Raw genomic sequence first — 26,105 nt, 5'->3', positions numbered from 1 at the left:
GGTCATCATGCTAAACAGGCTCCCATCCGGCATCTCTGCACTTCTCGAAGCACGTGCCGATGGATATTCGCTGCCGGCCGGCCTCTACACGCGAGAGGACGTCTTCGAGGCTGATATCGACGTCTTCTTCCATAAACACTGGATCTGCGTCGGTCTTGACTGCGACGTCCCCGAGCCGGGCGATGCGACGGTTGTCGACATCGGCAAGACAAGCCTCATCCTGCTGCGTGACGACGACGGCGAACTGCGCGTGCTTCACAATGTCTGCCGTCATCGCGGCTCGCGCCTGCTCGGCGCTGGAAAGACAATCGTTTCGAAGCTCGTCTGTCCCTACCACACCTGGACCTATGAACTGACGGGCGAACTGAGCTATGCCCCGCACATGGGCAAGGAGCTGGACAAGCGGTGCCACAGCCTGAAGTCGGTTAACTTCAAGTCGATCGGTGGCTTGATCTATGTATGTTTGTCCGACAATCCGCCGGAGGACATCGCAGGTCTGGAAAAGGCGATGATCGAGCGCCTTGCACCTTATGACATTCGAAATGCCAAGGTCGCGTATCAGACCGACATTGTCGAAGATGGCAACTGGAAGCTCACGTTGGAAAACAATCGCGAGTGCTACCACTGTTCGGCCAATCATCCTGAACTGTGCGTATCCTTCGTCGATCTCGACTTCGGCTTCGACCCCGAGACGCTGAGCCCCGAGGACCGCGAGCAGGCCGAGGAACACTTCCGGCTGTACGAGGAGCGGACGAAAGCTTGGGAGGCCGACGGCTTCCCATCGGCTGCAGTCGAACAGCTGGTCGATTGCGCCACCAACTTCCGCACCCAGCGGCTCATCATCGCAGGTGCGGGCGAATCCCAGACCCACGATGCGACCGCAGCGTCTTCCAAGCTGCTCGGTCAGATGACACGCAAGGATCTCGGCGACACGCATCTGTGGGGTCACAACAGCTGGAACCATTTCATGGGCGACCACGCGGTCGTCGCGATCGTTATCCCGCTCTCCGCCGGGCAAACGCTCGTCAGAACCAAGTGGCTCGTGCACAAGGACGCCGTCGAAGGCAAGGACTACGACCTCGACAAACTGACCGATGTCTGGATCGCAACCACTGACCAGGACGCGGATCTAGTCGCCCGCTCACATGCAGGCGCCCTCGACCCGGCTTACCAGCCTGGGCCCTATTCCAAGTTCTCCGAAACCAACCTCGACAAGTTCGCCACCTGGTACATTGATAGGATGCGCGCTCATGGGTATTGAGTTCCAAAAGATGATCCCCGCCGAAACCGTCGTTTGGGACCCTGAGACCGACGAGACGCTTGTCTGTCTCGATGTCCATCAGGAGACGCACGACGTGAAGAGCTTCACCTTCGCGTCTCCGGAGGGCAAGCGTTTCAACTTCGACGCCGGGCAGTACTTTCTGTTCGACTTCCCGATCGGCCCGGACGGGGAGTCGCGCTGTTACAGCATCTCGTCATCGCCTCATCGCGAAAATGCGTTCACCGTGACGGTCAAACGAGTGCTGGGCGGCAAGGTCTCGAACTGGCTGCACGACAACCTGGTCCCCGGCACGACGGTCAAGGGACAGGGGCCGCTCGGTCATTTCATCCGTCCGAAGGGGCAGAAGACGAAGCTTTTGCTGCTCTTCGGCGGCTCGGGCATCACCCCGGTCATGTCGATCACGCGTGATCTGGCAGACCGCTACGAACCCTTGGACATCGTTTTCCTTCATGCAGCTCGCACCCCTGCAGATCTCATCTTCCGCAATGACCTGTCTGGGCTTGCTACGCGGATGAAAGGACTGCGCCTGCAGTTGCTGCCGGAAACGGTTGCTGGTGAACTCAGCTGGCCCGGATTGACCGGACGGATCTCTCCGGAGTTCATGAAGTTGGCAGTTCCAGATATCGCCGAGCGCGTGGTCATGTGCTGCGGGCCTGCACCCTTCATGGCGGCTGCCCGTTCGATCACAGCCGCCCTGGGTGTCCCCTCATCGAACTATATCGAAGAGAGCTTCGACGCAGCTGTCATCGACGAGCCGGGCCTCAACGTCGAGGTGCAGCCTGCCGGAAAGATCTATCAGGTCGAGTTCTCTAAGCAGAAGAAAACCTTGGCAGTCTGTCCAGATCAGACAGTGCTTGCTGCTGCGAAAAAGGGCAGCATCAGGCTTCCGTCCTCCTGTGCGAACGGCGTCTGCGGCACCTGCAAGTCGAAGCTGGTCTCCGGTTCGGTCGAGATGAACCATAATGGCGGCATCAGGCAGCGCGAGATCGACGCGGGGATGTTTCTGCCGTGCTGTTCAAAGCCACTGAGCGATCTTGTGATCGAACGGTGATAGAGGCTTGATCCGAGGGCATACAGATGCTGCGTAGCGAGGAGAAGTCGTCGCAATCATCAGCCGCGCCCGTCTTCAAAGACGATCGCAAGCTGACCTATCTCAACCCAGAGGGAGCGGACCGTCCGCTGATCAGTCCGATCCCTCCATCGACCCTCGACAGCGCCAGGCGGTATCGTCTCGGGCGCCTGCGAGCGAAGATGGAGGAATCGGATTGTGCAGCCCTTCTGCTCTACGATCCCGTCAACATTCGATATGCGTTCGATTGTTCGAACATGAGCATCTGGACCATGCATAACCCTTCTCGATATGCGCTCATCCTCGCGAACGGACCGGCGATCATGTTCGAATTCGAAGGATCGGAGCACGTCAATGGTGGGCTGCCTGGCATCGACGAGGTCCGGACGTCAAAGTCCTTCCTCTTCTTCACTTCGGGCAATCTTGTCGAAGCCCGGATGAAGGCGTGGGCGGAGGAGATTGCCGACACCGTTCGCTCTCACTGCAGCAACGGCCGGATCGGTGTGGACCGGCTCGAACCGGCGCCTGCCCACGAGCTTCAGAGCCATGGCTTTACCTTGCTGGACGGTCAGGAGCTTGCGGAACGCGCACGTTCGATCAAGAGTGCGGAAGAAATTGAGCTCATGCGGTGGACGATCCGGGTCTGCGAGGCCGGCATGGCACGAATGTACGAGGTTTCCGAACCGGGGCGCACGGAGCGTGAGATCTGGGCCGAACTTCACTTCGAGAATGCGCGCAGCGGCGGAGAATGGCTCGAGACAAAGCTCCTGACAGCGGGACCCCGCACGAACCCATGGTACCAGGAATGCTCCGATTACATCATAAAACGCGGTGACATGATCTCCTTCGACACGGACATGATCGGTCCGTACGGCTATTGCGCCGATCTTTCCCGCTCATGGACCTGTGGGCACGTTGCGATGAATACAAAGCAGAAGGAACTCTATTCGGCAGCGAGGGACCAGATCGACCACAACCTGTCGATCATCCGAGCCGGCATGTCCTTCGGCGAATTCAACGACAAGAGCTGGCGCATTCCAGAGACGTACATTCCCTATCGCTACACTTTGGCGGCGCACGGAACCGGCATGGCCGACGAGTGGCCCGGAATCCTTCTCCATCCCGACTACGATGACGCATTCAGCGGCTTGATCGAAGAAGGAATGGTCCTCAATATCGAGAGCCTCATTGCCGAGGACGGTTCCGAGAGCATCAAACTCGAGACGCAGGCGCTTGTCACACGCCATGGCGCGGAACGTCTGGATAGCTTTCCGTGGGAGGATCTCTGACGTCGCGACGGCAGGGCGTGCGGTCATATCTCGACGACTGTCGGAAACGGACTTAGTCCATCATTCCGGTAGGTAGCATGCCTCCAGGGTGTAGGAATTAGCGCATGACGATCGAAGAGTTGTTAGACCTTCAGGAGGCAGGCTCAAGAGCCCGGATACTCTGTCTTAAGGCACATGAAAATCCATACCTTCAGCAGGAGCGCTTGCCGAACGGGACGATAACTCTCCTGGAGATTGGACGGCGCGTCACGATGCCTGGAAATTCGGTTGGGAGGCCGAAGACGCCAGTCGCGAGGGCAAACTCTCGAAATACGTTCGCGAACTCATTCAATCGTCGGTCAAACCGCTTGGCGCGCGAACCTCACCGTCGAATACGTCCTGACAAATAACAGTTGCGTGATGCTCGTCCGTTGCCGGCACAGTTTTGGCGCTTGAAAAACGACCACCCGTTACGGCGAATAGGGAGAAGAGCAACGCAGGTTTAGGCTCTCCTGTAACTATCAGGGAAAACGCGACCGGAGCGTTACCCCCGCGCTTTGCACAGAGCAGATTTGACGACATGCGTCGCTAAGGGCTGCCCCGGTCGGCGGCGGGCCAATCGTTTGATGGTTCATCGATGACGTCAGATGCTAAAACATCGTCGGCAGGATCCGGATCGTGTTCGAGCTCGTCCCGAAGCCGTCCTACTTCCTTCATGATCTCCTGAAAAACATCCTGTTGCTTCACGCCCAGTGCGACGTACTGATCGACAAGATCTGCGATCTGCGTCGCAAGGTCGGCGCCCCATGTGGAGGGGGCGGTTTCAATATGATCGACCATCGCATCTATCCTGAAGTGCAAGACCAGGTCAGTGTACCGTGTTGGACGATGGCGCATTGATCCTGGTTGCCCATTTGCCGACGTACTTGCCGATCAGGAGCGTCGCAATGTCTTCACTGTCGAAGCCCTGTTCAAGAAGCCCTATCGCGGCCTTGCAGAGTGTTTCGGACGACGCCTCATCCGGCTGAATTTCGTAGAATGAATACCACTGTTTCACCGCTTTCGAGATCAAAGCTGACTGTCCATCACGTCTGGTCATGTGCGATCCATCCTTTTGGTGATCGTCAAGAATCTAGCGCTGCCTTTAGAGTTGTCCACGCGCTTCGTGTTTAGTCTTCTCAAGGAATAGATGAAGAATGGGCGTCTTCACCGACCTGGAAATAGTCCTTGTTTCAAGCTGGTGGTTCACCTGAAGTGAGGGGTGATCAATTCGCGAGCGTTAAACGACCGTCCTGCTCAATAAGCGTCGAATCGGGATAGCATCGCTTTTAGTTGCTCGTTCTGGATACGAAGCTTTTGAGCCAGCTGCTTTCTCAGTTCGTTTATCTCATCTTCCAAGCGTATTGGTTCGACGATGGAATCCATCTTCGGCAATACCTTGGCTGCTCCGCGCGTATTGCGCCGTCTCACCTTTATGGGAGGCTTCGCACCTGCTGTCTGATGCGCTGGCGCCTGTACGTCCGTTCGCTCGATTCGTGTTGTTTGGCCCGTGCCGTCCGGCTTGTTGCCCACATCAGTCTTCAACAACTTGGCGGGCTCGGACGGCTTTTCATCTCCATTGACATTGGCAATGAGAGAAATGTCGGGAGCATGCGTTTCAAGCGCGTCAAGGGCGGCGGTCGAAGCCGCCAGCTCCGCGCGCAAGCTCAACCTGTCCTTCGTCACCAACCTGATCGTTGTCGCCAGCACCGGCTCGATATCGTCCGTCGAGGCAAGCCCGGAAATCGGCCTCAACTCAGGTAATGACGTCAGTCGTGCAAGGCCATCGACTGAGCCGATTGAAGGCGCGACGGACGGCCCCTCCTCGGCGGGATGTATAATGGAATGTGGCGATGCCTGAGTTGCCGGAAGCGGACCGGCAGCCTCTCCCGCATTGGACCCTGGCAAAGCCTGGATTTCACGCTCGGCCTCATCAGACAGTTCCGGCTTGCCCCGGGATACGATCCCGGTGATCAGTTTCCACGGTGATCTCATCGATCCGCCTCCCGACTCGGTGCCCCACAAGTATGATACCGGGCGGGAGACCGGGCTTGCAATGCCAGCCCGGTCATCAGTCTGATCGCTGTGGAGAAGTTAGTATTCTATCACAGCTAAGACGTTCAAATCACGCAGCGCCGAGCCTCTTGCGCAGGTCTGCATTCTCCGCACGAAGTTTCTCGGCCAGCGCCTTGCGGAGCTTCTGATTTTCCTCTTCAAGCTTCAGCAGATCTGCAAAGTCGTCCGACGCAGGCGCAACTGCCTGAGCCTTGCGGGGCCCACGCTTTGCGGGTAGCTTCTTTTCAGCCGTTTTGACCGAAGCAGCTTTCTTCGCTGCCACAGGCACTACCGGAGCAACGGCCTCCGCCTTTTCCACGCTCTTTCGGCGACCCCGCGGCTTCTTCGCCGGTTCACTCACCGAAGTGGAGACGGCCGCTTCAGCGACCGTTTTCGGCTTGCGCGGCGCGCGAGTCTTCTTTTCTTTTGGTGCATTTGCAGGTGCAGTAGCGCTGTTGGCAGTGGCATTCATTTCGTCAGCCATGTGAAACTCCTTGATAAGCGAAATGTCTTTTGACTGTGCAGTCGTGGTAAAGATACGCACAGTATTCTTTACAACTTGTTGACTATGGATTCTGCGCCTTGACGGCCCGTGTGAGACAAGCCTGGTCGACCTCCACTTACCAGCTGTGAAGCAACAGCTACGACAACCGCCCTGACCGGATTACAATCGCGTATTTTCTAGGATCGCCGTTGCAAAGCTGAACAAGTGGTTGGCATCTCGCTCAGCGACCCTTTTGATTTTCGATAAGGTGTTTCAGTTTTTTTATGGAAGCCAACGGTTCCTTCTTACCCTACCGTTCAGTTTGTCCCTCGGGAGACGGGACATTTGCAGAGGTACGGAGGAGACGACCTTGGCAGCAATCATCGAGGAAAACGTAAGAAAGCCCAACCCGGAAGACGAACGGCTCAGCATCTGGGCAAATATAGCATTTGGCCTGCAACACGTCCTGACAATGTATGGCGGCATTGTCGCGGTGCCGCTGATCCTTGGTCAGGCGGCAGGATTGACGTCTGGCGACATCGGTCTGCTTGTCACGGCATCGCTTTTCGCCGGGGGATTGGCAACCATCCTGCAAACAATCGGGCTTCCCTTCTTCGGCAGCCGCCTGCCGCTCGTCCAGGGCGTCTCATTCTCGGGTGTGGCGACGATGATTGCCATCTCGGGCAATGGCGGCATTCCCTCCATCCTGGGTGCAGTCGTTGCGGCTTCGCTGATTGGCCTCCTGATTACGCCCGTCTTTTCGCGCATCACTCGCTTCTTTCCGCCGCTGGTGACGGGGATCGTCATCACGACCATTGGCCTGACGCTCCTGCCCGTGGCGGCGATGTGGGCGATGGGAGGCAATCGGAACGCGCCCGACTTCGGCAGTACGGCGAATATAAAGCTCGCAGCTGTGACACTGGTCATCGTGCTGGTCCTGAGCAAACTCGGAAGTGCATCGATATCACGGCTATCGATCCTGCTTGCCATTCTTATCGGCACGGGCATCGCCTACGCGGTGGGCATGACGGACTTCTCGCACGTGGTTGACGGCCCATTCTTCGGCCTGCCCCAGATCTTCCACTTCGGCTACCCGACCTTCGAACTCGCCGCCATCATCTCGATGTTCATCGTGATCATGGTGACACTCGTCGAAACGTCGGCGGACATTCTCGCTGTCGGCGAGATCGTTGGAACGAAGGTGGATTCCCGAAGGTTGGGCGACGGGCTCAGGGCCGATATGCTTTCGAGTATCCTTGCACCGATCTTCGGCTCGTTCACGCAGAGCGCCTTTGCCCAGAATGTCGGCCTGGTCGCCGTCACCGGCGTCAAGAGCCGGTACGTCGTTGCCACCGGTGGGATCTTTCTCGTTGCACTGGGACTGCTTCCGGTCGTGGGACGCGTCGTTGCCTCAGTGCCGAGCTCGGTTCTTGGCGGTGCCGGCGTGGTATTGTTCGGAACGGTCGCAGCGAGCGGTATCCGCACCCTTTCCAAGGTCAATTACGAAAACAACATGAACCTCGTCATCGTTGCGACGTCGATCGGGTTCGGCATGATCCCAATCGCAGCGCCCGGTTTCTACGAGCATTTCCCAGCCTGGTTCGCCACGATCTTCCATTCCGGGATCAGTTCTGCGGCGTTAATGGCGATCGCGCTCAACCTTCTGTTCAACCACCTGACGTTCGGGAATTCCGATCAGCAGTCGGTCTTCGTCGCCGCGACGGAACGCACAATCCGTTACCAGGACATCGCCCGTCTGCACGATGGCGACTATTTCCTCGACGGAAAACTCTACGACGCCAAAGGAAATGAGGTGCCGCTGGTCGTTGCGGAACCACATCACCGGAGCGGAAGGACAGACGGAAAAGCTATCGCCACACACGCTGTCTGACAGGAGACAACATGACACAGCCAATAGACCAATATGAACTTCTCTGCGCTCTTCTCAGCACCATGGAGAACGGCATCATTCCGTCGACGGAAGCAGGTGTTTCCGCCGGCAACAAGATTTTCGGCGCCGCGCTGATGAGGAAATCCGACCTTTCGACAATCCTTGTCGAGACGAACAACGAGACAGAGAACCCGCTTTGGCACGGTGAAGTCCACACGCTGAAGCGCTTCTACGAGATCACAGGCACAGATCGTCCCGATACGCGCGATCTGATCTTCCTGTCGACACACGAGCCGTGCTCGATGTGCCTCTCGGCAATCACCTGGGCAGGCTTCGACAATTTTTATTACTTCTTCAGTCACGAGGACTCGCGCGACGCGTTTTCGATCCCGCACGACCTGAAGATCCTGAAGGAGGTCTTTACCCTGGATCCTGGAGGCTACAACAGGACAAATGCGTTCTGGAAAGGCGTTTCGATCCATGGCCAGATTGAGAACCTTCCCGAGCCGCAGCGCTCGGAGCTGGCGGACCGTGCCGAGGCCATCCGGCAAAAGTACGACGAGCTGTCCGCAATTTACCAGGCAAGCAAGGGTGACAATGCAATCCCGCTGAACTGAGAGGCTCTGCCTGGCGCATTGTCTCGATGGTAGAGATCTCAAACAGTCAGATGGCGACGCGCTTCCGGTGTGTCGAGTGTTTCGGCAACTCCCTCATGAACGATCTCGCCGCGATCCATGATGTAGACATAGTCGGCAAGCTCGCGGCAGAAATCGAGATATTGTTCGACGAGCAGGATCGCCATACCGGTCGAGTCGCGCAGGTAGCGGATCGCCCGGCCGATATCCTTGATGATGGAGGGCTGGATGCCCTCCGTCGGCTCGTCGAGCACCAGGATCTTCGGCCGCGTCACCATCGCCCGGCCAATCGCCAGTTGCTGTTGCTGCCCGCCTGACAAATCGCCGCCGCGCCGTCCGAGCATCGACTGCAGCACCGGAAAAAGGCTGAAGATATCATCGGGAATGGAGCGATCCCGGCGTCCGAGCGGGGCAAAGCCGGTCTCGAGGTTCTCCCTGACGGTCAGCAATGGAAATATCTCCCGACCCTGAGGCACGTAGCCGATTCCCTGCTTGGCGCGGGCAAAGGGCGGCATTCCGTTGAGCTTCACATCGTTGAAGCTGACACTGCCAGCCGACAAGGGATGCTGGCCGGTAACGGCGCGAAGAAGTGAACTCTTCCCCACGCCGTTACGCCCCAGCACGCAAGTGATCTTGCCCAACTCGGCCTTGATGGAGATGCCGCGCAGCGCCTGTGCCGCGCCATAGTGAAGGTTTGCATTCTCGACTGTCAGCATCTCAGCGCCCCAGATAATTTTCGATGACCTTCGGATCGGCGCTTACGAAATCGATCGATCCCTCTGCCAGCACCGACCCTTCGGCAAGGCAGGTCACCTTGACGCCGAGGTCGCGGATGAACCCCATGTCATGCTCGACGACGACCACCGACCGCGTCCTGGCTATTTCCTTGAGCAGGATCGCGGTTTCCGCTGTCTCGGCATCGGTCATGCCGGCAACCGGCTCGTCGACCAGAAGCAGCTTCGGCTCCTGCGCCAGGAGCATGCCGATCTCAAGCCATTGCTTCTGGCCATGCGAGAGGTTGGCTGCGAGTTCGTCACGCCGATGGGTCAGCCGAACCGTTTCAAGGATCTCCTCGATACGTGCCTTGTCCTCGCTTGAGAGCCGGTAGAACAGTGTCGCAAAGACACTACGCTTGCGGTTCAGCGCCAGTTCCAGGTTGTCCCAGACCGTATGGCTTTCAAAGACCGTCGGCTTCTGGAACTTGCGGCCGATGCCAAGCTGGGCGATGTCGGCCTCGTCCCGCTTCGTCAGATCGACGTCGCCGTTGAAGAAAACCTCGCCTTCGTCAGGTCGGGTCTTGCCGGTTATGATGTCCATCATCGTCGTCTTGCCGGCGCCGTTCGGACCGATGATGGCGCGCAGTTCGCCGGGCTCGATGACGATCGACAGCGAATTGAGCGCCTTGAAACCGTCGAAGGAAACCGAGACATTGTTGAGATAGAGAACGCTGCTTGGTTTGACGTCAGGGATCATGATTGCTCACTCCGCCGGCTGGACTTTTGCATCGACGCGCTCGCCCTGAAGGACAGGCGGTGCGGCCTCCGTCATCGGCTTGCGGCGCGGGAGATACTGGGCGATCGTGCCGACGATGCCCTTGGGCAGGAACAGCGTGACGAGCACGAAGAGCCCGCCAAGCGCGAACAGCCAGAACTCGGGAAACAGACCAGTAAAGATCGTTTTGCCGCCATTGACCAGGATGGCGCCGATGATCGGGCCGATCAGCGTCGAGCGTCCGCCGACAGCCGTCCAGATGACGACTTCGATGGAATTGGCAGGGGCAAACTCACCGGGGTTGATGATACCGACCTGCGGCACGTAGAGCGCGCCGGCAACGCCCGCCATCATCGCGGAAACGACGAAGGTGAAGAGCTTGAAGTGTTCCACACGGTAGCCGAGGAAGCGCGTGCGGCCCTCCGCATCGCGCACGCCGACCAGCACTTTTCCGAATTTCGAGCGCACGATGGCCGAGGCAATCATCAGGGAGAGCGCAAGGAAGATCGCTGTGGCGGCGAAGAGGGCGGCGCGCGTTCCGTCCGCCTGGACGCTGAAACCGATGATTTCCTTGAAGTCGGTCATGCCGTTATTGCCGCCGAAACCCATGTCGTTGCGGAAGAAGGCAAGCAGCAGCGCGTAGGTCATCGCCTGCGTGATGATCGACAGATAGACACCGTTGACCCTGCTGCGGAAGGCGAACCAGCCAAAGACGAAGGCAAGCAGCCCCGGCACCAGGAGAACCATAAGCGCGGCGAACCAGAACTTGTCGAACCCATACCAGAACCAGGGCAGTTCCTTCCAGTTCAGGAACACCATGAAGTCAGGGAGGACAGGGTCGCCATAGACGCCGCGCGGACCGATCTGGCGCATGAGATACATGCCCATCGCATAGCCGCCGAGCGCAAAGAAAGCCCCGTGGCCAAGCGACAGGATGCCGCAAAAGCCCCAAACGAGATCGAGCGCCAGTGCCAGCAGCGCATAGGTCAGATACTTGCCGAACAGCGCCATGATGTAGGTCGGAATGTGCAGCGGATTGGCCGGGCCGGTCATCAGGTTGAGCACGGGGACCAGCACGGCCAGTCCAAGCAGAATGACGATGGCAACGATGATCTTGCGGTCGAGAGACCGGAGCAGGAAGGCCGTAATCATGCTTCCACCGCCCTTCCTTTGAGTGCGAAGAGCCCGCGAGGACGCTTCTGGATGAAAAGAATGATGAGGACGAGCACCAGGATCTTGCCGAGCACGGCACCCGCGAAAGGCTCGAGGAATTTGTTGAGGACGCCGAGTGACAGGGCGCCAACCAGCGTGCCCCAGAGGTTGCCGACGCCACCAAAGACCACGACCATGAAGCTGTCGATGATGTAGCTCTGGCCAAGGTTCGGCGAGACGTTGTCGATCTGCGAGAGGGCAACACCTGCGATACCCGCAATGCCGGAGCCGAGCGCAAACGTGAACGCATCAATCCAGCCGGTACGGATGCCCATCGATGACGCCATGCGGCGGTTCTGCGTGACCGCGCGCATCTGCAGGCCGAAGGCCGAGCGCTTCAGGAGAAAGAGCAGTGCAAAGAACACGGTGATCGAAAAGACGATGATCCAGAGGCGATTCCAGGTGATCGAGAGACCGCCAAGCTCAAATGCACCCGACATCCAGCTCGGATTGCGCACCTCGCGGTTTGTCGGCCCGAAGGCCGTGCGAACTGCCTGCTGCAGGATCAGCGACACGCCCCAGGTTGCAAGCAGCGTCTCAAGCGGACGACCATAGAGGTAGCGAATGACGACGCGCTCGATCACGAGGCCGACAAGCCCGGTAAACAGGAAGGCTGCCGGCACGGAGAAGGCGAGCGAGTAGTTTGCGAGCTCCGGAAACGCGGAGCTGATGTACTCCTGCACGACATAGGTCGTATAGGCCCCGATCATCACCATTTCCCCATGCGCCATGTTGATGACGCCCATGACGCCGAAGGTAATGGCAAGGCCGATCGCTGCCAGCAGCAGCACCGATCCAAGCGATAAACCGTACCAGACATTCTGCCCGACATCCCAAAACGCCAGGCTGCGGTTGATGGCGTTGATATGTGCCTCGATTTCACCCTTCAGTTCCTCCGGGGCTGTCGCCATTGCAGAATTGAGGATGGTCAGGGCCTCACGCCCTCCGCGCGCCGCAACCGTGTCGATCGCCGCCTTTTTCTCTTCGGCGCTGACGTCGCTCTTCAGCACCATGACGGCCCGTGCGGCCTCCATGGCATTTTTGACCTCGGCGTCCTTCTCTTCGGCGAGTGCTGCGGTCAAGAGATCGAGGTTTGCCGGATCGGCGTCCTTGAGCAGGCCTTGGGCTGCCGCAAGCCGTGCGCCTCGATCGGGGCTCAGCAGCGTCAGCTGGCTCGTGACGGTGGCGATCACCGTGCGCAGCGAATTGTTGATCTTGACCTTTGACATGTAGTCTGGATCGACGTCGGAAACGACCTGGCCGGAAATCGGGTCTGCATAAGTCGGCTCGTCCTCGGAGCCACCTTGCACCAGCACAGGACCGCCGGTCTCGGAATTCACGTAGAGCTTTCCGCCGCTCAAAAGCTCGAGGATTTCGCCGACACGCGGGTCCTTGGAGGCAACCAGTGCCTTGATCGCGGCTTCGCGCTCGGGGAAATCACCGGCGCCCAAGGCATCGATCAGGGGATGGATATCGTCCTGCGCTTTCACAGCCGCAAGGGCCGGCAAGGCCAGGCACAGCGTAAGAAGCAGGATTTTGATGGCGCGATACATCGGCTTTCTTGCCTCGGTCATCATTGGCCTTCCGGCGCAATCGGGAACATCGTCCTTCTGTCGGCGCAATCCGACGGATCGATTGCCGCTCGTCTCGAAGGCTGCATGTCTGGGGATGAACCTTCCGCCCGGACAGGAGCCGCCGGGCGGAAGTCTTCAGGCGTCAGAGTGACGGGGTGGAACGCACTCAGGAGCCCTTGCCGCCGCACTTGCCCGAGGCAACGTTGAAGTTGCCGCAGTTCATGGGCTTGCGCCAATCGGAGATCAGGTCCTTGGAGTCGGGCAGGTAGTCGGACCATTCGTCGCCAACGACCGCCGGGGTCTGCTGAACGATTTCGAACTGGCCGTTCGCCTGGATTTCACCGATCAGAACCGGCTTAGTGATGTGGTGGTTCGGCATGACGGTCGCATAGCCGCCCGACAGGTTCGGAACTGTCGTGCCAATGATCGTGTCGAGAACCTTGTCCGTGTCAGTCGTGCCGGCAGCCTGAACAGCCTTGACCCAGGCGTTGAAGCCGATATAGGCGGCTTCCATCGGGTCGTTCGTCACGCGCTTGTCGTTCTTGGTGAACTCGTGCCACTGCTTGATGAACTTCTTGTTCACAGGGCTTTCCACCGACTCGAAGTAGTTCCAGGCCGCGAGATGGCCAACGAGCGGCTTGGTGTCGAGACCGGCAAGCTCTTCTTCGCCGACCGAGAAGGCAACGACCGGAATATCTGTCGCCTTGATGCCCTGGTTGCCGAGCTCCTTGTAGAACGGAACGTTCGCGTCACCGTTGATGGTCGAGACCACGGCGGTCTTCTTGCCAGCCGAGCCGAACTCCTTGATCTTCTTCACTTCCGTCTGCCAGTCCGAGAAGCCGAACGGCGTGTAGTTGATGATGATGTCTTCCTTTGGAATGCCCTTGGATTCGAGATAGGCTTCCAGGATCTTGTTCGTCGTGCGCGGATAGACGTAGTCGGTGCCTTCGAGCACGAAACGCTTAACGCCTTCCTTTTCCATCAGATAGTCGACCGCCGGGATTGCCTGCTGGTTCGGCGCTGCACCCGTGTAGAAGATGTTGCGCGAGGACTCCTCGCCTTCGTACTGGACCGGGTAGAAGAGGATCGAGTTGAGCTCTTCGAAGACAGGCAGAACCGACTTGCGCGACGACGAGGTCCAGCAGCCGAAGACGGCCGCGACCTTGTCCTTCTCGATCAGCTCGCGCGCCTTTTCGGCAAACAGCGGCCAATCGGACGCCGGATCGACGACGACGGCTTCGAGCTTCTTGCCGAGAAGGCCACCCTTCTTGTTCTGCTCGTCGATGAGCATCAGCATGGCGTCTTTCAGTGTCGTTTCGGAGATCGCCATCGTGCCGGAGAGCGAGTGCAGGACGCCGACCTTGATGGTGTCGTCGGCGGCAACGGCTCCGTGGAAAGCGGCGGTGGCCGACATGACGGCGCCGAGTGCGGCGCCCGTGATATAGGACTTGAGATTCATCTGGTTGATCCCCTCTTCTTGTTCGACAACAGGCCGAAAGCGGCAGTTAACTGTTGCTTAGCGGACTATCCGGTGCTGCGGTGCGAAAGCGTATACGCAATATGACGTAGGAGACGGGGCGAAATGTGCAGTTTTGTGCTGCGCCGCACCTTAAGCCTCGTGTCATTCCGTGTTACGAACGCATGACAAGGGGAACAAAGGGGCTGGCACCAAGGCATGGCAGCGCGGCAACGCATCATTCCGGTCAGGCGCGAATACAATCGCTGGGTGGCAAACCAGACGCTGGAAGACTATGCGCTGCGCTTTACGGCAAAGAGCGCCCGGCAATTCTCGTCGCAACGCATCTCGCAAACGGCGATCGGCGCCATTTCATTTCTCGCGCTCGAAGCGATCGGCGGCGCGATCACTCTCTCTTATGGCACGACCAACGCCTTCTTCGCCATTGTCGTCGCCAGCCTTGCCATGCTTCTGATTGGCCTGCCAATCAGTCGCTATGCGATCCGGCACGGCGTCGACATCGATCTTCTGACGCGCGGTGCGAGCTTCGGCTACATCGGCTCGACGGTCACGTCGCTGATCTATGCCAGTTTCACCTTCATGCTGTTTGCGATCGAAGCCTCAATCATGTCCGGCGCGCTGGAGCTGACGCTCGGCATCCCGCTATGGATCGGGTACATCATCAGCGCCGTCATGGTCATTCCGCTGGTTACCCACGGCGTCCGGCTGATCAGCCGGTTTCAGTTGCTGACGCAGCCTTTCTGGATCGTCCTCAACGTCCTGCCCTTCCTCTTCATCGCCGCGATGGATTTTGAGAAATTCGACCTCTGGCGGGCCTTTGCCGGAATCCGCCATGCGTCCGGACCGCCGGGCACGATGGCACCTTTCGATCTCGTGGAGTTCGGCGCCGCCTCTGCCGTCATCCTGGCGCTGATGTCGCAGATTGGCGAACAGGCCGACTTCCTGCGCTTCTTGCCGCCGGAGAAGCAGCGGAACTGGCGACACCGCCTTGCCGTGTTTCTGGCGGGCCCCGGCTGGGTCATCATCGGGGCGCCCAAGCTGCTGGCCGGCTCCTTTCTCGTCGTCCTTACCTTCGCGTCCGGCGTGCCGGTCGATCGTGCCGCCGATCCGGCCCAGATGTATCTGACGGCCTTCGGCTACATGATCCCGTGGCACAACGCTGCGCTTCTGCTGATGGCTGCTTTCGTGGTCGTCTCGCAGTTGAAGATCAACGTGATGAACGCCTATGCTGGCTCACTTGCCTGGTCGAACTTCTTCTCCCGCCTCACCCACAGCCATCCCGGCCGCGTCATCTGGCTCGTCTTCAATGTGGCAATCGCGCTTCTGCTGATGGAGCTCGGCATCTACAAGCTGCTTGAGGAAACGCTCGGCATCTTCTCGATCATCGCCATGGCCTGGCTGTGCACGATCTCGGCCGATCTCTTCATCAACAAGCCGCTTGGCCTCGCCCCTCCGGGCATCGAATTCAAACGCGCCCATCTCTACGACATCAATCCGGTTGGCCTGGGCGCAATGACGCTGTCGGCAGGCATAGCACTTGTCGCCCATTTCGGCGTCTTCGGCCCCGTCGCTGCCTCGCTTGCACCCTACATCACGCTGCTGGTTGCACTGATTGCCTCGCCGGTGATCGCGTGGGCCACGAAGGGCAAGTTCTACCTCGCTCGCAAGCCGCGTCACAGCTGGAAGAACCTCACCAACATCACCTGCTCTGTGTGCGAGCATCCCTTCGAACCGGAGGACATGGCCTGGTGCCCGGCCTATGCGGCACCGATCTGCTCGCTCTGCTGTTCACTCGACAGCCGCTGCCATGACATGTGCAAGCCGAAGGGCCGTTTCAACGCCCAGGTCGGCACGGTCGCGAAGGCGGTTTTGCCTGGAACGGTCGTCGAGAAGCTGACCACTCGCCTCGGCCGCTACGGGATAGCCGTGGTGCTGGCCCTGACGGCCGTCGGCGCAATCCTTGCGATGATTGCCCATCAGGTCTCTGCAGCCTCACCGGAAACCGCCGAGGTGGTCAACCGAACCATCCTGATTGTCTTCTTCGTCTTCGCCGTCATCGCCGGCGTCGTCTGCTGGTTTTATGTGCTGGCGCATGACAGCCGTGTCGTTGCCGAAGAGGAATCCTCGCGCCAGAATACCCTGCTGCTGAAGGAAATCGCCGCCCACAAGAAGACCGACGCCGCGCTCCAGACCGCCAAGGAGACCGCGGAAGCCGCCAACCGGGCGAAGAGCCGTTACGTCGTCGGTCTCAGCCACGAATTGCGCACGCCGCTGAATGCCGTGCTTGGCTACGCGCAGATCCTCGAGCGCGACGACACCATTCCCGCGCCACGACAGTCGTCGATCAAGGTGATCCGCCGCAGCGCCGAGCATTTGTCCGGCCTGATCGACGGTCTCCTTGATATTTCCAAGATCGAAGCCGGACGGCTGCAGGTCTATTCCAACGAGATCAATATTCACGATTTCCTGGACCAGATCGTCGACATGTTCCGTCCGCAGGCCGAGGTGAAGGGGCTGACCTTCCATCACGACCGCTCCCCCGTCCTGCCACACTTCGTTCGCACCGATGAAAAACGCCTGCGCCAGATCCTCGTGAACCTGCTCTCCAACGCGATCAAGTTCACTGACGAAGGCAGTGTCAGATTCGATGTCGGCTACCGCAGCCAGGTTGCAACCTTCACCGTTACCGATACCGGTCGTGGCATTGCCGAGAAGGATTTGGGCCGTATCTACGAGCCGTTCCAGCGTGGCGAGGCCGATAGCATCAGGCCGATGCCGGGCCTCGGTCTCGGGCTGACGATCACACAACTCCTGACCAACACGCTCGGCGGCGAGATTTCGGTGATGAGCGAGAAGGATCACGGAACGGTCTTCCGCGTTCGCCTCATGCTTTCCGCCGTGCTTCGCGAAATGACGGTGCCGCCACAGGAAAAGAAGATCGTAAGCTACGACGGTCCCCGCCGCACGATCGTGGTCGTGGATGACAACGAGGACCATCGCGAGATGATGCGCGAGGTGCTTGTCCCACTGGATTTCGTCGTGCTGACCGCGGCAAGCGGGGCCGACTGCCTGACGTTGATCGAGGGCATTCAGCCCGATCTGTTCCTCGTCGATATCTCAATGCCGGGCATGAATGGATGGCAGCTCGTTTCGCGGTTGCGCGCGAACGGCCAGATCGCGCCAATCGTGATGCTGTCGGCCAACATCGGCGACGCGGCCGCTCACCGCGACAGCGACGACAGCCACAGCGATGCCATCGGCAAACCGGTGGACATCAAGCAACTGCGTGACAAGCTTGCGGTGCATCTGGGCCTGAAATGGATTTATGCGGAGTCAGCTTCTCCCTCGGCACCTGCCAGGCGCGACCGACCGTTGATCAGCCCGGGTCTTGCCCACGTCCAGGAATTGTTGCGGCTCGCCGAAATCGGCTACATCAGAGGAATCGAGGCAAAGCTCGCCGACCTTGCCAAGGTGGAGGCAAATCAGCCATTTACGGAGGAACTCCGTTCCTTTGCGGCATCATTCGATCTGAATGGCCTCATGAACTTCCTGCACCGGTTTGACGAGAAGGTAGATACCCTTGGCTGAGCTCCCGCGCGATATTGTTCTCTTGGTGGATGACTCGCCTGATGCCCTGGGATTTTTGGCCGACGCTCTGGAGCAATCCGGTTTTTCCGTTCTGATCGCGACATCGGGTTCGGCTGCGCTCAGCATCGTGGAACGCATTACGCCGGACCTCATTCTGCTCGATGCAGTCATGCCATCCATGGACGGCTTCGAGACCTGCAAAAAACTCAAATCCAATCCGGCGATCAGCCAGATACCGGTGATCTTCATGACTGGTCTGACGGAAACCGAACATGTGGTTCGTGCCTTGGAATCCGGCGGCGTCGACTACCTGACCAAGCCGATCAATATCGACGAACTGCGTGCGCGGATCGGCGTGCACCTGCGCAATGCCCGTTCGACGCAAAGCGCACGTGTCGCGCTGGACGCCGCCGGCCGGCATTTGCTTGCGGTCAAGGGCAACGGCGACATTCACTGGTCGACACCACAGGCAACACGTCTCGTCAACGCGGCGATGGATCGAGACGATGCCATGGACACGGTTGTCGGCAAGATTGCCGATTGGATGAAGACACGCCCAGCTTCCGGCCGCGACGGTGCGTTTTCCCTCTCGCATGCGGGCAAGGACGTGCTTCAGCTTGCCTTCCTGGGCGCGATCGGTGCGGATGAATATCTGTTTCGGCTCACCGCAAACAATGCACGCGCCGATGACGAGGTGCTGCGCCGGCATTTCTCGCTGACGCAGAGAGAATCCGAGGTGTTACTTTGGATTGCAAAGGGCAAGGCCAACCGCGATATCGGCGAGATCCTGGGCCTCTCGGCACGCACCGTCAACAAACATCTCGAGCAGATCTATGTGAAGCTAGGCGTCGAAAACCGTGCCTCGGCAGCCGTCAAGGCAGCCCACGTCCTGCACGAGACATGACGGATCAGAGGCAGGGAGCCGGTGGACTGAACCATGCTCAGGGACAGACCCCGTGCCCGTTCAGGGGGCGGCACCGATACCAGCTTCCTGGCCATGAGATTGGTGATGCGAGCCATCGGCGCCAGGCGCAATAGGACTTAAGTCGTGCGGGAGGTTGTCGCAGGAACTCTCGGTTTCCTCGGCAGTTATTGCACGGTGGAGAACCCGCTCCAGTGTCGACAGAGGAGACGCTCTTGCGAAACGGCCTGGCTTTATCCCTGCTCGTCGGTTTCCCGGTTTGCGCCCTCGCGCAGTCGCCGGATCTGGAGGCTACCTGTCAGTCGGTCGCCAGGGGTTTCTTCATGACGGACAAACGTCCGGTCGGGACAATTCAGTCCTTTCCGGAACTGAAGCCACCCGGAGTGAGGATGACCTGTTGCGCGCGGGAAGGCGTGGCTGTGCCCGACATGACCGATACCTTGTGCGAATTCGGCAAGACTAACAAGCCGCACCATCTTGTCGGGATTTGTGTGTCCAGCACATGCTATTCTCCGAACGAGGCCGATGGTGATCGAAATGGCCATTTTGACGAGGCCCGAATTCTTCTCGACCTGTCGGAAAAACAATAACGGTGCCCGTGGAGGGATACGATCATGGCTGCCCACCAGCGCGAATGGATCAATGAACACGACGATCAGCCTGCCTCGGATCTCCTGCGTGCAGTCAAGATCGCCTTCAAGGCCCATATGGGACAGACCGACAAGACCGGCGAGCCGTATTTCCTGCATTGCAAGCGGGTGGCTGACGCGGTGAGCGGTGGTGAGCGTGTCGTCGCCTACCTGCATGACGTCGTCGAAAAGGGACCCGAGTGGACGCTGGATCGTTTGCGGGACGAGGATTTCACGCCTGCGGTCATCGAGGCCGTCGACGCACTGACCAGACGATCCGAGGAAAGCGATGAAGAGTTCGTCACGCGTGCCCTGGCAAATGAGTTGGCCCGGCCCGTCAAGATCGCCGATCTGAAGGACAATCTCGCCCAAGCCAAGGAGAGCGGGATGGACCCCTCCAAGTATCAGGAAGGCCTCAGACTTGCCGCGCAGATCTGCTGCGAGCCGACCAGACCCGCCAAGGATCCCCCTTAACGCCGTTCTCGATGTAAACCGAAGCCCGCCGGTCTGGCGAGCGCTACGAACCGACGAAGCGCGGTTCAATTTTGTACGCGATGGGAGCTTAGGAAGGCTTTTCAAGAGGCGGTCTATCTCAAGACCTGGAAGAACATCGAGAAAGCGCCTCAAAAGCCGTTTTCTGGCGAGATGATGCGACGCGTTGCTCCCGAACTCCACCGTCGCGCAGCTCTTGCTGCCGAGCTTTCGGGAAGAGCCACGACCAAGGGGCCGAGGACATCCTGCAAGAAGCCGCCGCGCATTTTGCAAAGTATCGGTCTGATACCCCTTAAAAGCTTGCCTCGTCGCACGCCGCGGCCTTCGGCAGCGCGCCGGCGTCGGCAATTGTCTGTAAGCCCCATTCTCCTTCCTGCAACCTTGAATTCCCGCCGTGATCAGCAAAAGAACCTGTTCCCTGGTCGGGGAAGACCGAGATGTTCACGCAGCGTCGACCCCTGATAGTCATGGCGGAATAGGCCCCGGCGTTGCAGTTCGGGAACAAGCTGCTGCGTCACGTCATCGAGGCCTTGCGGGAGAAACGGAAAGACGACCGTGAACCCATCTGCGGCCTGTTGTGTAAGCCAGGCCTCCATCTCATCTGCAATTGTTTGCGGTGTCCCCACGAAAGCAAGCCCGGCATAGCCGCCGTAACGCTGGGCAAGCTGGCGAACCGTCAATTTCTCTTCCTCCGCCAGACGAATTGCCTGCGCGCGTCCGGTCTTGCTGGCATTGGTCTCCGGTATCGTCGGCAGGGGCCGGTCTGGATCGAAGCCCGAGGCATCGTGTCCAAGTGCGATAGACAGTGAAGCGATGGCACTGTCGTAGTGGACGAGGCTGTCGAGAATGTCGCGCTTGGCCCTCGCCTCCTCGACCGTGTCACCGATCACGATAAATGCCGCGGGCAAGATCTTCAGGTGCTCAGGGTTGCGACCGAACGCCGGCATTCGTCCTTTGATGTCGGCATAGAGCAACCTGGCAGCAGCAAGGTCACGGGGGGAACAAAAGACGAGCTCAGCAGTCTCGGCGGCGAGCTGGCGACCAGGTTCCGATTGGCCAGCTTGGACGATGACCGGCCAGCCCTGGACGGGTCGGGCAATATTGAGCGGGCCACGCACATTCAGCTCGGCTCCCTTGTGATCGAGCACATGCATTTTCCCCACGTCGAAGAAGATGCCACTCTCCTGGTCGCGGATGAAGGCATCATCGGCAAAGCTGTCCCACAGACCTGTTACGACGTCGTAGAATTCACGCGCCCGTGCATAGCGTTCGCCATGCTCGACATGCTCGTCCAGACCAAAATTTCGTGCCGCGTCGGGGTTGGAGGTGGTCACGATGTTCCACGCGGCGCGCCCGTTGCTGATGTGATCCAGCGAGGCGAAACGCCTCGCCACATGATAGGGCTCATCGAAGGTGGTCGACGCGGTAGCCGCGAGGCCGATCTTTTCGGTGACCGAGGCAAGAGCCGAAAGCAGCGTAAACGGCTCGAACGATGTGACGGTGTGACTGCGCACAAGCGCATCGACAGGCATATTCAAGAGAGCCAGATGGTCGGCCATGAAAAAGGCGTCGAACTTTGCGGCTTCAAGTTTCTGGATGAACGACTTGATGTGGGCGAAATTGAAATTCGCGTCCGGATAGGATCCGGGATAGCGCCACGCGCCGGTGTGCAGGCTGACCGGGCGCATGAAAGCTGTAAGATGGAGAGATTTTGCCATGACGCGAAGCCTCTGATATCGATCGGTGTAGAGGTAACCCATTCATCTCTACCAGGCTAAGGCACATCATTGCGCCAATGACAGCGTGCGTGAAAAATCTGTTTGAAACAGACGCTGCAGGTTCATCATCTCTCGATTTCCACTCCATTTTTCGGCCAGGTCGCCTCCCCTCGCCTCGAGGGGCAACGACCTGGCCATCCTCACTTCGACAACAAACTGCCGGCAGCAGTCACGACGTAGGCGATATCGAAAAGTAATGCGGCATGGATCAGTCTTTGCGGCGACACAAGCGCAGTCGCATTGTGTGGTCTGCTTCGCCGTTGTATTCTCGAAGAACTCAGTGCATAGCCGGAGCCAAAGTCTGGTCACGTGTTTCAGCCATGAATATGTCGCTGCGGATCATGCAACTCATTGTCGCCCTCGGTATGATCGCCTTCACGGTCGCGTTGCTGATTGCGATGCTGCTGTTGCTGCCCTTGCGTCTGACCTGGCTAAAACGAAAGATCGCCGGTCACATGCAGCAACGAATGGGGCCCATGCGCGTGGGATGGCATGGGCTGCTACAACCGATGGCGGACGGCATCAAACTCCTGACGAAAGAGGACATCCGGTGGAAGCCGACCGATTCTTCTTCAAAATAGCCCCCATCCTCGCGCTTGCTCCTCCCTTCGCCGCGGACCCTTTATGAGAGAGCGCCGACCACTATTACCGCCTTCATGTCTGTCGGTCCGAAGGCCGCGGGCTTCGCAGTGATCCCGCGCGTCTTCCTCAACCCCCTGGTCGCAGCCTCGAGTTATTGCCCGCAGGGATCGCATATTCTCTTGGGGCTGCGCAAAACGATGCAGCAATGCCGCCACATCGCCGCCAGCCACCGAGTGCTTCGACATCCCGCCGTTTCCCGGCGACAACGATGTGATCAACCACGTTGAGCGAGAGAGTTCCAATAATACGAATATTGCGGCAAGATCAGTGCGGAGAGCGGCCGGCGCATGCGGTTGGGAAGTGACAGTTTCCATAACGGCGACGGCGTCTCCTATGAGGCGAGTGCGTTATCGCAGCCTCACTTTGCCAGAGCGACGACCGCTATTCACTCCCCATGGGATTTTAGCTTAGCTTAGCTCCTTGGGAAACAATGAGGGGTTCGAAAATACCGATGCTTTCGCGGTCATCGCGCACTGCTTGGCCACCTTTTGCCCTAGTTCTATGGTCATACTCGATACCGCTATTTCTCCATATATAAAGGCAGTTGAGGTAAAATTGGCGGGGTGAGCAATCGCCGAAAACTGGACTTGGGCCGCTCCTCGCCTATGTGCAGTGCGGGATCTAACAAATGGGAGTTGCCAAGTGAGCCGTATCCTCATCACCGGATCGACCGATGGCCTGGGATTGGCCGCAGCACGAGAACTCATCACAAATGGGCACGAAGTGGTGCTTCACGCCCGTTCTTCAGAGCGGACGAAGGCAATCGGCCAACTCGCCGCGAAGTCTCTTGGTGTCGTGGTGGGCGACCTTTCAAACGGCGCCGAAACAAGATCAATGGCCGATCAACTCAACACAATTGGCCGAATGGACGCTGTCATTCACAATGCTGGAATTTACTCCGAGCCTGCGCGCGGTGACACTCCCGAAGGGCATCCCAAAGTCCTGGCTGTGAACACGCTTGCGCCCTACATTTTGACGGCGCTGATCGAGCGGCCGAAACGGCTCGTCTACCTCAGCAGCGGGATGCATCAGAGCGGCGGAAGAGAAATCGAGGATATCGACTGGAGACGCCGACCCTGGAACACCGGTCGCGCGTATTCAGAAAGCAAGCTCCATGTTGCAGCGCTTGCTGCCGCTGTCGCACGTTACTGGCCCGAAGTGTTGAGCAACGCCGTCGATCCCGGGTGGGTCCCGACAAAAATGGGGGGTGCCGGCGCTCCCGACAATCTGAGGGAGGGCTATCAGACACAAGTGTGGCTGGCGACAAGCGACGATGAGAAAGCCAGGAGTAGCGGAGGCTATTGGTACCATCGCGAACGGCGGAAGCCCGCAGACGAAGTCACGGATCCAGATTATCAGGACGAGTTGATCAGGAAGCTTGAGACTCTGACCGACGTCAAGCTGTTCTAAATGACCGGAGAGCCGACGCGACGTTGGCTGACGATACAAAGAAGATAAAAGCAGGGGCCTTCGTCCGCGACCGCCCTTCCGCCTTTGAAGGGAATGGACGAACTCACCCGAGCATAACTCTCGTCGGAACACATGTTCGCCATTTGAGTTACCTCAGCATGGAGGATTGACTCATGAGGAATGCGAAAGAGCATTCGGCCAGCGACGGGACCATCAGCGCGCATCGTCCTGGTTGTCGTATTTCGGCCGTCCGGATATTGATGTGGAAGCGCATGGTAATGGCGAATGTTCGCAACGGCTCTTCTACGTCCGAAGTACTCCCTCCACCTATCAGACGAACTCCATTGGCCGAGATGTAAATCTGGCGGCGCGTCGATCGAAACCAATTCATAGGCGGAAAATTCCTGCTCGGACGCCCCATTCAGTGCTTAAGGATCTGGCTCAGGAATAGCTTTAACCTGTCATGCCGCGGATTTGTGAAGAAGTCGTCCGGATTTCCCTCTTCGACGATCTGGCCAGAATTCATGAAGATAACCCGGTCAGCGACAGCACGGGCAAATCCCATCTCATGAGTGACGCAGACCATGGTCATGCCGTCCCTGGCGAGACTGGTCATGGTATCCAGCACCTCCGACACCATCTCCGGATCAAGCGCCGAGGTCGGCTCGTCGAACAGCATGACGGCCGGCTGCATGCAAAGTGAACGGGCGATCGCCACTCGCTGCTGCTGACCGCCAGACAGCTGGATCGGGAACTTGTTTGCCTGCTCGGGAATACGGACCCGTTCCAGAAACTCGATCGCCGTCTTGCGTGCCTTTGCCTCGGATTCGCCCTTGAGCCACATTGGCCCGACCATGCAGTTCATCAGCACAGTCATATGCGGGAACAGATTGAAGTGCTGGAACACCATGCCGACATTTTTGCGCACATCTCCAACATTGCGCATCCTGTCGTGCAGTGTGATGCCATTGACGGTAATTTCGCCCTGTTGATGCGCTTCGAGGCGGTTGAAGCAACGGATCAAGGTCGATTTTCCCGATCCCGACGGACCGCAGACAACGATGCGTTCGCCCTTGCTGACCGTCAGATTGATATCCGTCAGCACCTGGAAACTGCCGTACCATTTTGACACGTTCCTTGCTTCAATGATGTTGTTGCCATTCATCGGATTTTGCTCCTGGCATAGTGGCGCTCGATGCGGGATTGGATGAGCTCCAGGCAGATCGACATGATCCAGTAAAGCATGGCGGCGGAGATCAGCATCTCCATGTGCTGGAAGGTCTTCTGGCCGAGCGTGCGGGCAAGGAACATCAGCTCCCAGACGCCGATGACCGAGACGAGCGAACTGTCCTTCAGCATCGAGATGAACTGGTTGCCCGTCGGCGGGATGATGACCGGAAGAGCCTGCGGCAGGATAATCTTGCGCATCGTGATGCCGAAACCGAAGCCGATCGAGCGTGACGCTTCCCATTGACCGCGATCAATGCTCTGGATCCCGGAGCGGAAAATCTCGGTCATGTAGGCGCCGTAGCAGAGCGATAGCGCGAGAATGCCGGCCGGAACCGCATCGATTACGAAGCCGAGCTGCGGCAGGCCGAGATAGATCAGATAGACCTGCATCAGAAGCGGCAGACCGCGAAAGAAGGAGGTGTAAAAGCTCGCGATTGCATAGGCAAAACCGTTGGTGGAAAGCTTGGCGACGGCGCCCAGTATCGCAATGGCCGAAGCAATGACGATCGATACAGCCGAGACATAGACCGTTGTCACCAACCCCTGTGTAATCAGGAACGGCAGCTTCTCCTCAATGAAGGGCAGGCTGAGATGAAAGGTTTCGAAGAAGGCCAAGAACAACAACAGCAGCTCGAACCAGACGATCGCGATCTGCACCCTGAGAGGTGCAAAGCCGATCAGCACCACGTTCAATGCAAACATCACCGCGACGACGAAGGCAATCGCAAACCGGCCATAGAGACCACTTGTCACCGGATCACCGATGACGGGTCGCATCAATTCCCCCATCGTCGTGCTGCTGAGGTTGAACATCAGGAAGACCGCAAGCACCAACGCAAACAAGGTCGCAACGAACCATGGTTTGTGGACGAGGATCTCGGACTCAACTGTATCGGGATAAAGCATTTCCTGTCCCTTCGGCGGAAAAGACGGCCCG

The 26,105-nt window shown here is 58.6% G+C and carries 22 protein-coding genes and 3 pseudogenes; 12 read left to right on the top strand and 13 right to left on the bottom strand.

From position 1 onward, the window contains the following. Nucleotides 1-7 precede the first annotated feature (7 nt). The 4 genes and pseudogenes from FHT76_RS27980 to FHT76_RS27965 all read left to right on the top strand — a co-directional run bounded on the left by FHT76_RS27980 (nucleotide 8) and on the right by FHT76_RS27965 (nucleotide 4,022). Nucleotides 8-1,261, top strand: a complete 1,254-nt coding sequence (locus FHT76_RS27980) for an aromatic ring-hydroxylating dioxygenase subunit alpha (RefSeq protein WP_259186057.1) — start codon at nucleotides 8-10, stop codon at nucleotides 1,259-1,261. After that, nucleotides 1,251-2,333, top strand: a complete 1,083-nt coding sequence (locus FHT76_RS27975; RefSeq protein ID WP_259186055.1) for a hybrid-cluster NAD(P)-dependent oxidoreductase — start codon at nucleotides 1,251-1,253, stop codon at nucleotides 2,331-2,333. Before FHT76_RS27980 ends, FHT76_RS27975 begins: the two co-directional genes overlap by 11 nt. A 26-nt stretch (nucleotides 2,334-2,359) precedes the next feature. After that, nucleotides 2,360-3,640, top strand: a complete 1,281-nt coding sequence (locus FHT76_RS27970) for a Xaa-Pro peptidase family protein (protein WP_183864252.1) — start codon at nucleotides 2,360-2,362, stop codon at nucleotides 3,638-3,640. Nucleotides 3,641-3,744: 104 nt separating this feature from the next. After that, nucleotides 3,745-4,022 (top strand): annotated as a pseudogene (locus FHT76_RS27965) (CrpP-related protein). Between the two features lie 185 nt (nucleotides 4,023-4,207). On the opposite strand, the gene FHT76_RS27960 reads toward FHT76_RS27965, so the two are convergent. The 4 genes from FHT76_RS27960 to FHT76_RS27945 form a co-directional block, all read right to left on the bottom strand. Next, nucleotides 4,208-4,459, bottom strand: a complete 252-nt coding sequence (locus FHT76_RS27960) for a hypothetical protein (RefSeq protein WP_259186053.1) — start codon at nucleotides 4,457-4,459, stop codon at nucleotides 4,208-4,210. A 28-nt stretch (nucleotides 4,460-4,487) separates the two neighbouring features. Beyond that, nucleotides 4,488-4,718: a hypothetical protein gene (locus FHT76_RS27955; protein WP_183756652.1), complete on the bottom strand. Its 231-nt coding sequence runs from the start codon at nucleotides 4,716-4,718 to the stop codon at nucleotides 4,488-4,490. A 197-nt stretch (nucleotides 4,719-4,915) separates the two neighbouring features. Continuing rightward, on the bottom strand, nucleotides 4,916-5,323 hold the full coding sequence (locus FHT76_RS27950; RefSeq protein WP_259186051.1) for a hypothetical protein: 408 nt from the start codon (nucleotides 5,321-5,323) through the stop codon (nucleotides 4,916-4,918). A 460-nt stretch (nucleotides 5,324-5,783) separates the two neighbouring features. Then, nucleotides 5,784-6,197 (bottom strand): hypothetical protein, encoded by a 414-nt coding sequence (locus FHT76_RS27945; protein ID WP_183756650.1) that lies wholly within the window; start codon nucleotides 6,195-6,197, stop codon nucleotides 5,784-5,786. Nucleotides 6,198-6,567: 370 nt separating this feature from the next. On the opposite strand from FHT76_RS27945, the gene FHT76_RS27940 reads away from it, so the two are divergent. Both FHT76_RS27940 and FHT76_RS27935 read left to right on the top strand, forming a co-directional pair. Next, nucleotides 6,568-8,088: a nucleobase:cation symporter-2 family protein gene (locus tag FHT76_RS27940; RefSeq protein ID WP_259186048.1), complete on the top strand. Its 1,521-nt coding sequence runs from the start codon at nucleotides 6,568-6,570 to the stop codon at nucleotides 8,086-8,088. 11 nt (nucleotides 8,089-8,099) lie between these two features. Then, entirely contained in the window at nucleotides 8,100-8,705 is a 606-nt protein-coding gene (locus tag FHT76_RS27935) for a deaminase (protein ID WP_183756649.1), read from the top strand. 38 nt (nucleotides 8,706-8,743) lie between these two features. Here the strand turns inward: FHT76_RS27935 and urtE are convergent, their stop codons facing one another. From urtE to urtA, 5 genes are all read right to left on the bottom strand, one after another. Further along, entirely contained in the window at nucleotides 8,744-9,439 is a 696-nt protein-coding gene (gene urtE, locus FHT76_RS27930; protein ID WP_183864248.1) for an urea ABC transporter ATP-binding subunit UrtE, read from the bottom strand. Nucleotide 9,440: 1 nt separating this feature from the next. Continuing rightward, nucleotides 9,441-10,196, bottom strand: coding sequence for an urea ABC transporter ATP-binding protein UrtD (gene urtD, locus FHT76_RS27925; protein WP_183864247.1), 756 nt, complete (start codon nucleotides 10,194-10,196; stop codon nucleotides 9,441-9,443). Between the two features lie 6 nt (nucleotides 10,197-10,202). Beyond that, nucleotides 10,203-11,366, bottom strand: coding sequence for an urea ABC transporter permease subunit UrtC (gene urtC, locus FHT76_RS27920; RefSeq protein ID WP_183756646.1), 1,164 nt, complete (start codon nucleotides 11,364-11,366; stop codon nucleotides 10,203-10,205). Then, nucleotides 11,363-12,979: an urea ABC transporter permease subunit UrtB gene (urtB, locus tag FHT76_RS27915; RefSeq protein ID WP_259186137.1), complete on the bottom strand. Its 1,617-nt coding sequence runs from the start codon at nucleotides 12,977-12,979 to the stop codon at nucleotides 11,363-11,365. The genes urtC and urtB overlap by 4 nt, the downstream gene beginning before the upstream one ends. Before the next feature lie 187 nt (nucleotides 12,980-13,166). Beyond that, nucleotides 13,167-14,459 carry an urea ABC transporter substrate-binding protein gene (gene urtA / locus FHT76_RS27910; protein ID WP_183756645.1) on the bottom strand — a complete coding sequence of 431 codons (1,293 nt, stop codon included), beginning with the start codon at nucleotides 14,457-14,459 and terminating at the stop codon, nucleotides 13,167-13,169. A gap of 216 nt (nucleotides 14,460-14,675) precedes the next feature. On the opposite strand from urtA, the gene FHT76_RS27905 reads away from it, so the two are divergent. From FHT76_RS27905 to FHT76_RS27890, 4 genes are all read left to right on the top strand, one after another. After that, nucleotides 14,676-18,065: an ATP-binding protein gene (locus FHT76_RS27905; protein ID WP_259186045.1), complete on the top strand. Its 3,390-nt coding sequence runs from the start codon at nucleotides 14,676-14,678 to the stop codon at nucleotides 18,063-18,065. Then, on the top strand, nucleotides 18,058-18,969 hold the full coding sequence (locus tag FHT76_RS27900) for a response regulator transcription factor (protein WP_259129936.1): 912 nt from the start codon (nucleotides 18,058-18,060) through the stop codon (nucleotides 18,967-18,969). The genes FHT76_RS27905 and FHT76_RS27900 overlap by 8 nt, the downstream gene beginning before the upstream one ends. A 632-nt stretch (nucleotides 18,970-19,601) precedes the next feature. After that, on the top strand, nucleotides 19,602-20,090 hold the full coding sequence (locus FHT76_RS27895; RefSeq protein ID WP_259129931.1) for an HD domain-containing protein: 489 nt from the start codon (nucleotides 19,602-19,604) through the stop codon (nucleotides 20,088-20,090). A 171-nt stretch (nucleotides 20,091-20,261) separates the two neighbouring features. After that, nucleotides 20,262-20,570: a hypothetical protein gene (locus tag FHT76_RS27890; protein ID WP_259186044.1), complete on the top strand. Its 309-nt coding sequence runs from the start codon at nucleotides 20,262-20,264 to the stop codon at nucleotides 20,568-20,570. Here the strand turns inward: FHT76_RS27890 and FHT76_RS27885 are convergent. Next, nucleotides 20,507-21,826 carry an LLM class flavin-dependent oxidoreductase gene (locus FHT76_RS27885; protein WP_259186043.1) on the bottom strand — a complete coding sequence of 440 codons (1,320 nt, stop codon included), beginning with the start codon at nucleotides 21,824-21,826 and terminating at the stop codon, nucleotides 20,507-20,509. The two genes, FHT76_RS27890 and FHT76_RS27885, sit on opposite strands and share 64 nt — an antisense overlap. 401 nt (nucleotides 21,827-22,227) lie before the next feature. On the opposite strand from FHT76_RS27885, the pseudogene FHT76_RS27880 reads away from it, so the two are divergent. Next, nucleotides 22,228-22,496 (top strand): annotated as a pseudogene (locus FHT76_RS27880) (NADH-quinone oxidoreductase subunit H); the annotation flags it as partial. Nucleotides 22,497-22,635: 139 nt separating this feature from the next. Here FHT76_RS27880 and FHT76_RS27875 read toward each other — a convergent pair. Then, nucleotides 22,636-22,842, bottom strand: a pseudogene (locus FHT76_RS27875) (IS110 family transposase); the annotation flags it as partial. 328 nt (nucleotides 22,843-23,170) lie between these two features. Here FHT76_RS27875 and FHT76_RS27870 point away from each other — a divergent pair. Then, nucleotides 23,171-23,938, top strand: a complete 768-nt coding sequence (locus FHT76_RS27870; RefSeq protein ID WP_259186042.1) for an SDR family NAD(P)-dependent oxidoreductase — start codon at nucleotides 23,171-23,173, stop codon at nucleotides 23,936-23,938. Nucleotides 23,939-24,359: 421 nt separating this feature from the next. Here FHT76_RS27870 and FHT76_RS27865 read toward each other — a convergent pair whose 3' ends face one another. Beyond that, the gene (locus FHT76_RS27865) at nucleotides 24,360-25,103 is read right to left on the bottom strand and encodes an amino acid ABC transporter ATP-binding protein (protein WP_310503292.1); all 744 of its coding nucleotides are present in this window, start codon (nucleotides 25,101-25,103) and stop codon (nucleotides 24,360-24,362) included. Further along, nucleotides 25,100-26,074, bottom strand: coding sequence for an amino acid ABC transporter permease (locus FHT76_RS27860; RefSeq protein ID WP_259186040.1), 975 nt, complete (start codon nucleotides 26,072-26,074; stop codon nucleotides 25,100-25,102). Before FHT76_RS27860 ends, FHT76_RS27865 begins: the two co-directional genes overlap by 4 nt. Nucleotides 26,075-26,105 lie beyond the last annotated feature (31 nt).

Source organism: Rhizobium sp. BK176, from assembly GCF_024808055.1.
This window is presented reverse-complemented; position numbering and strand designations above follow the sequence as displayed.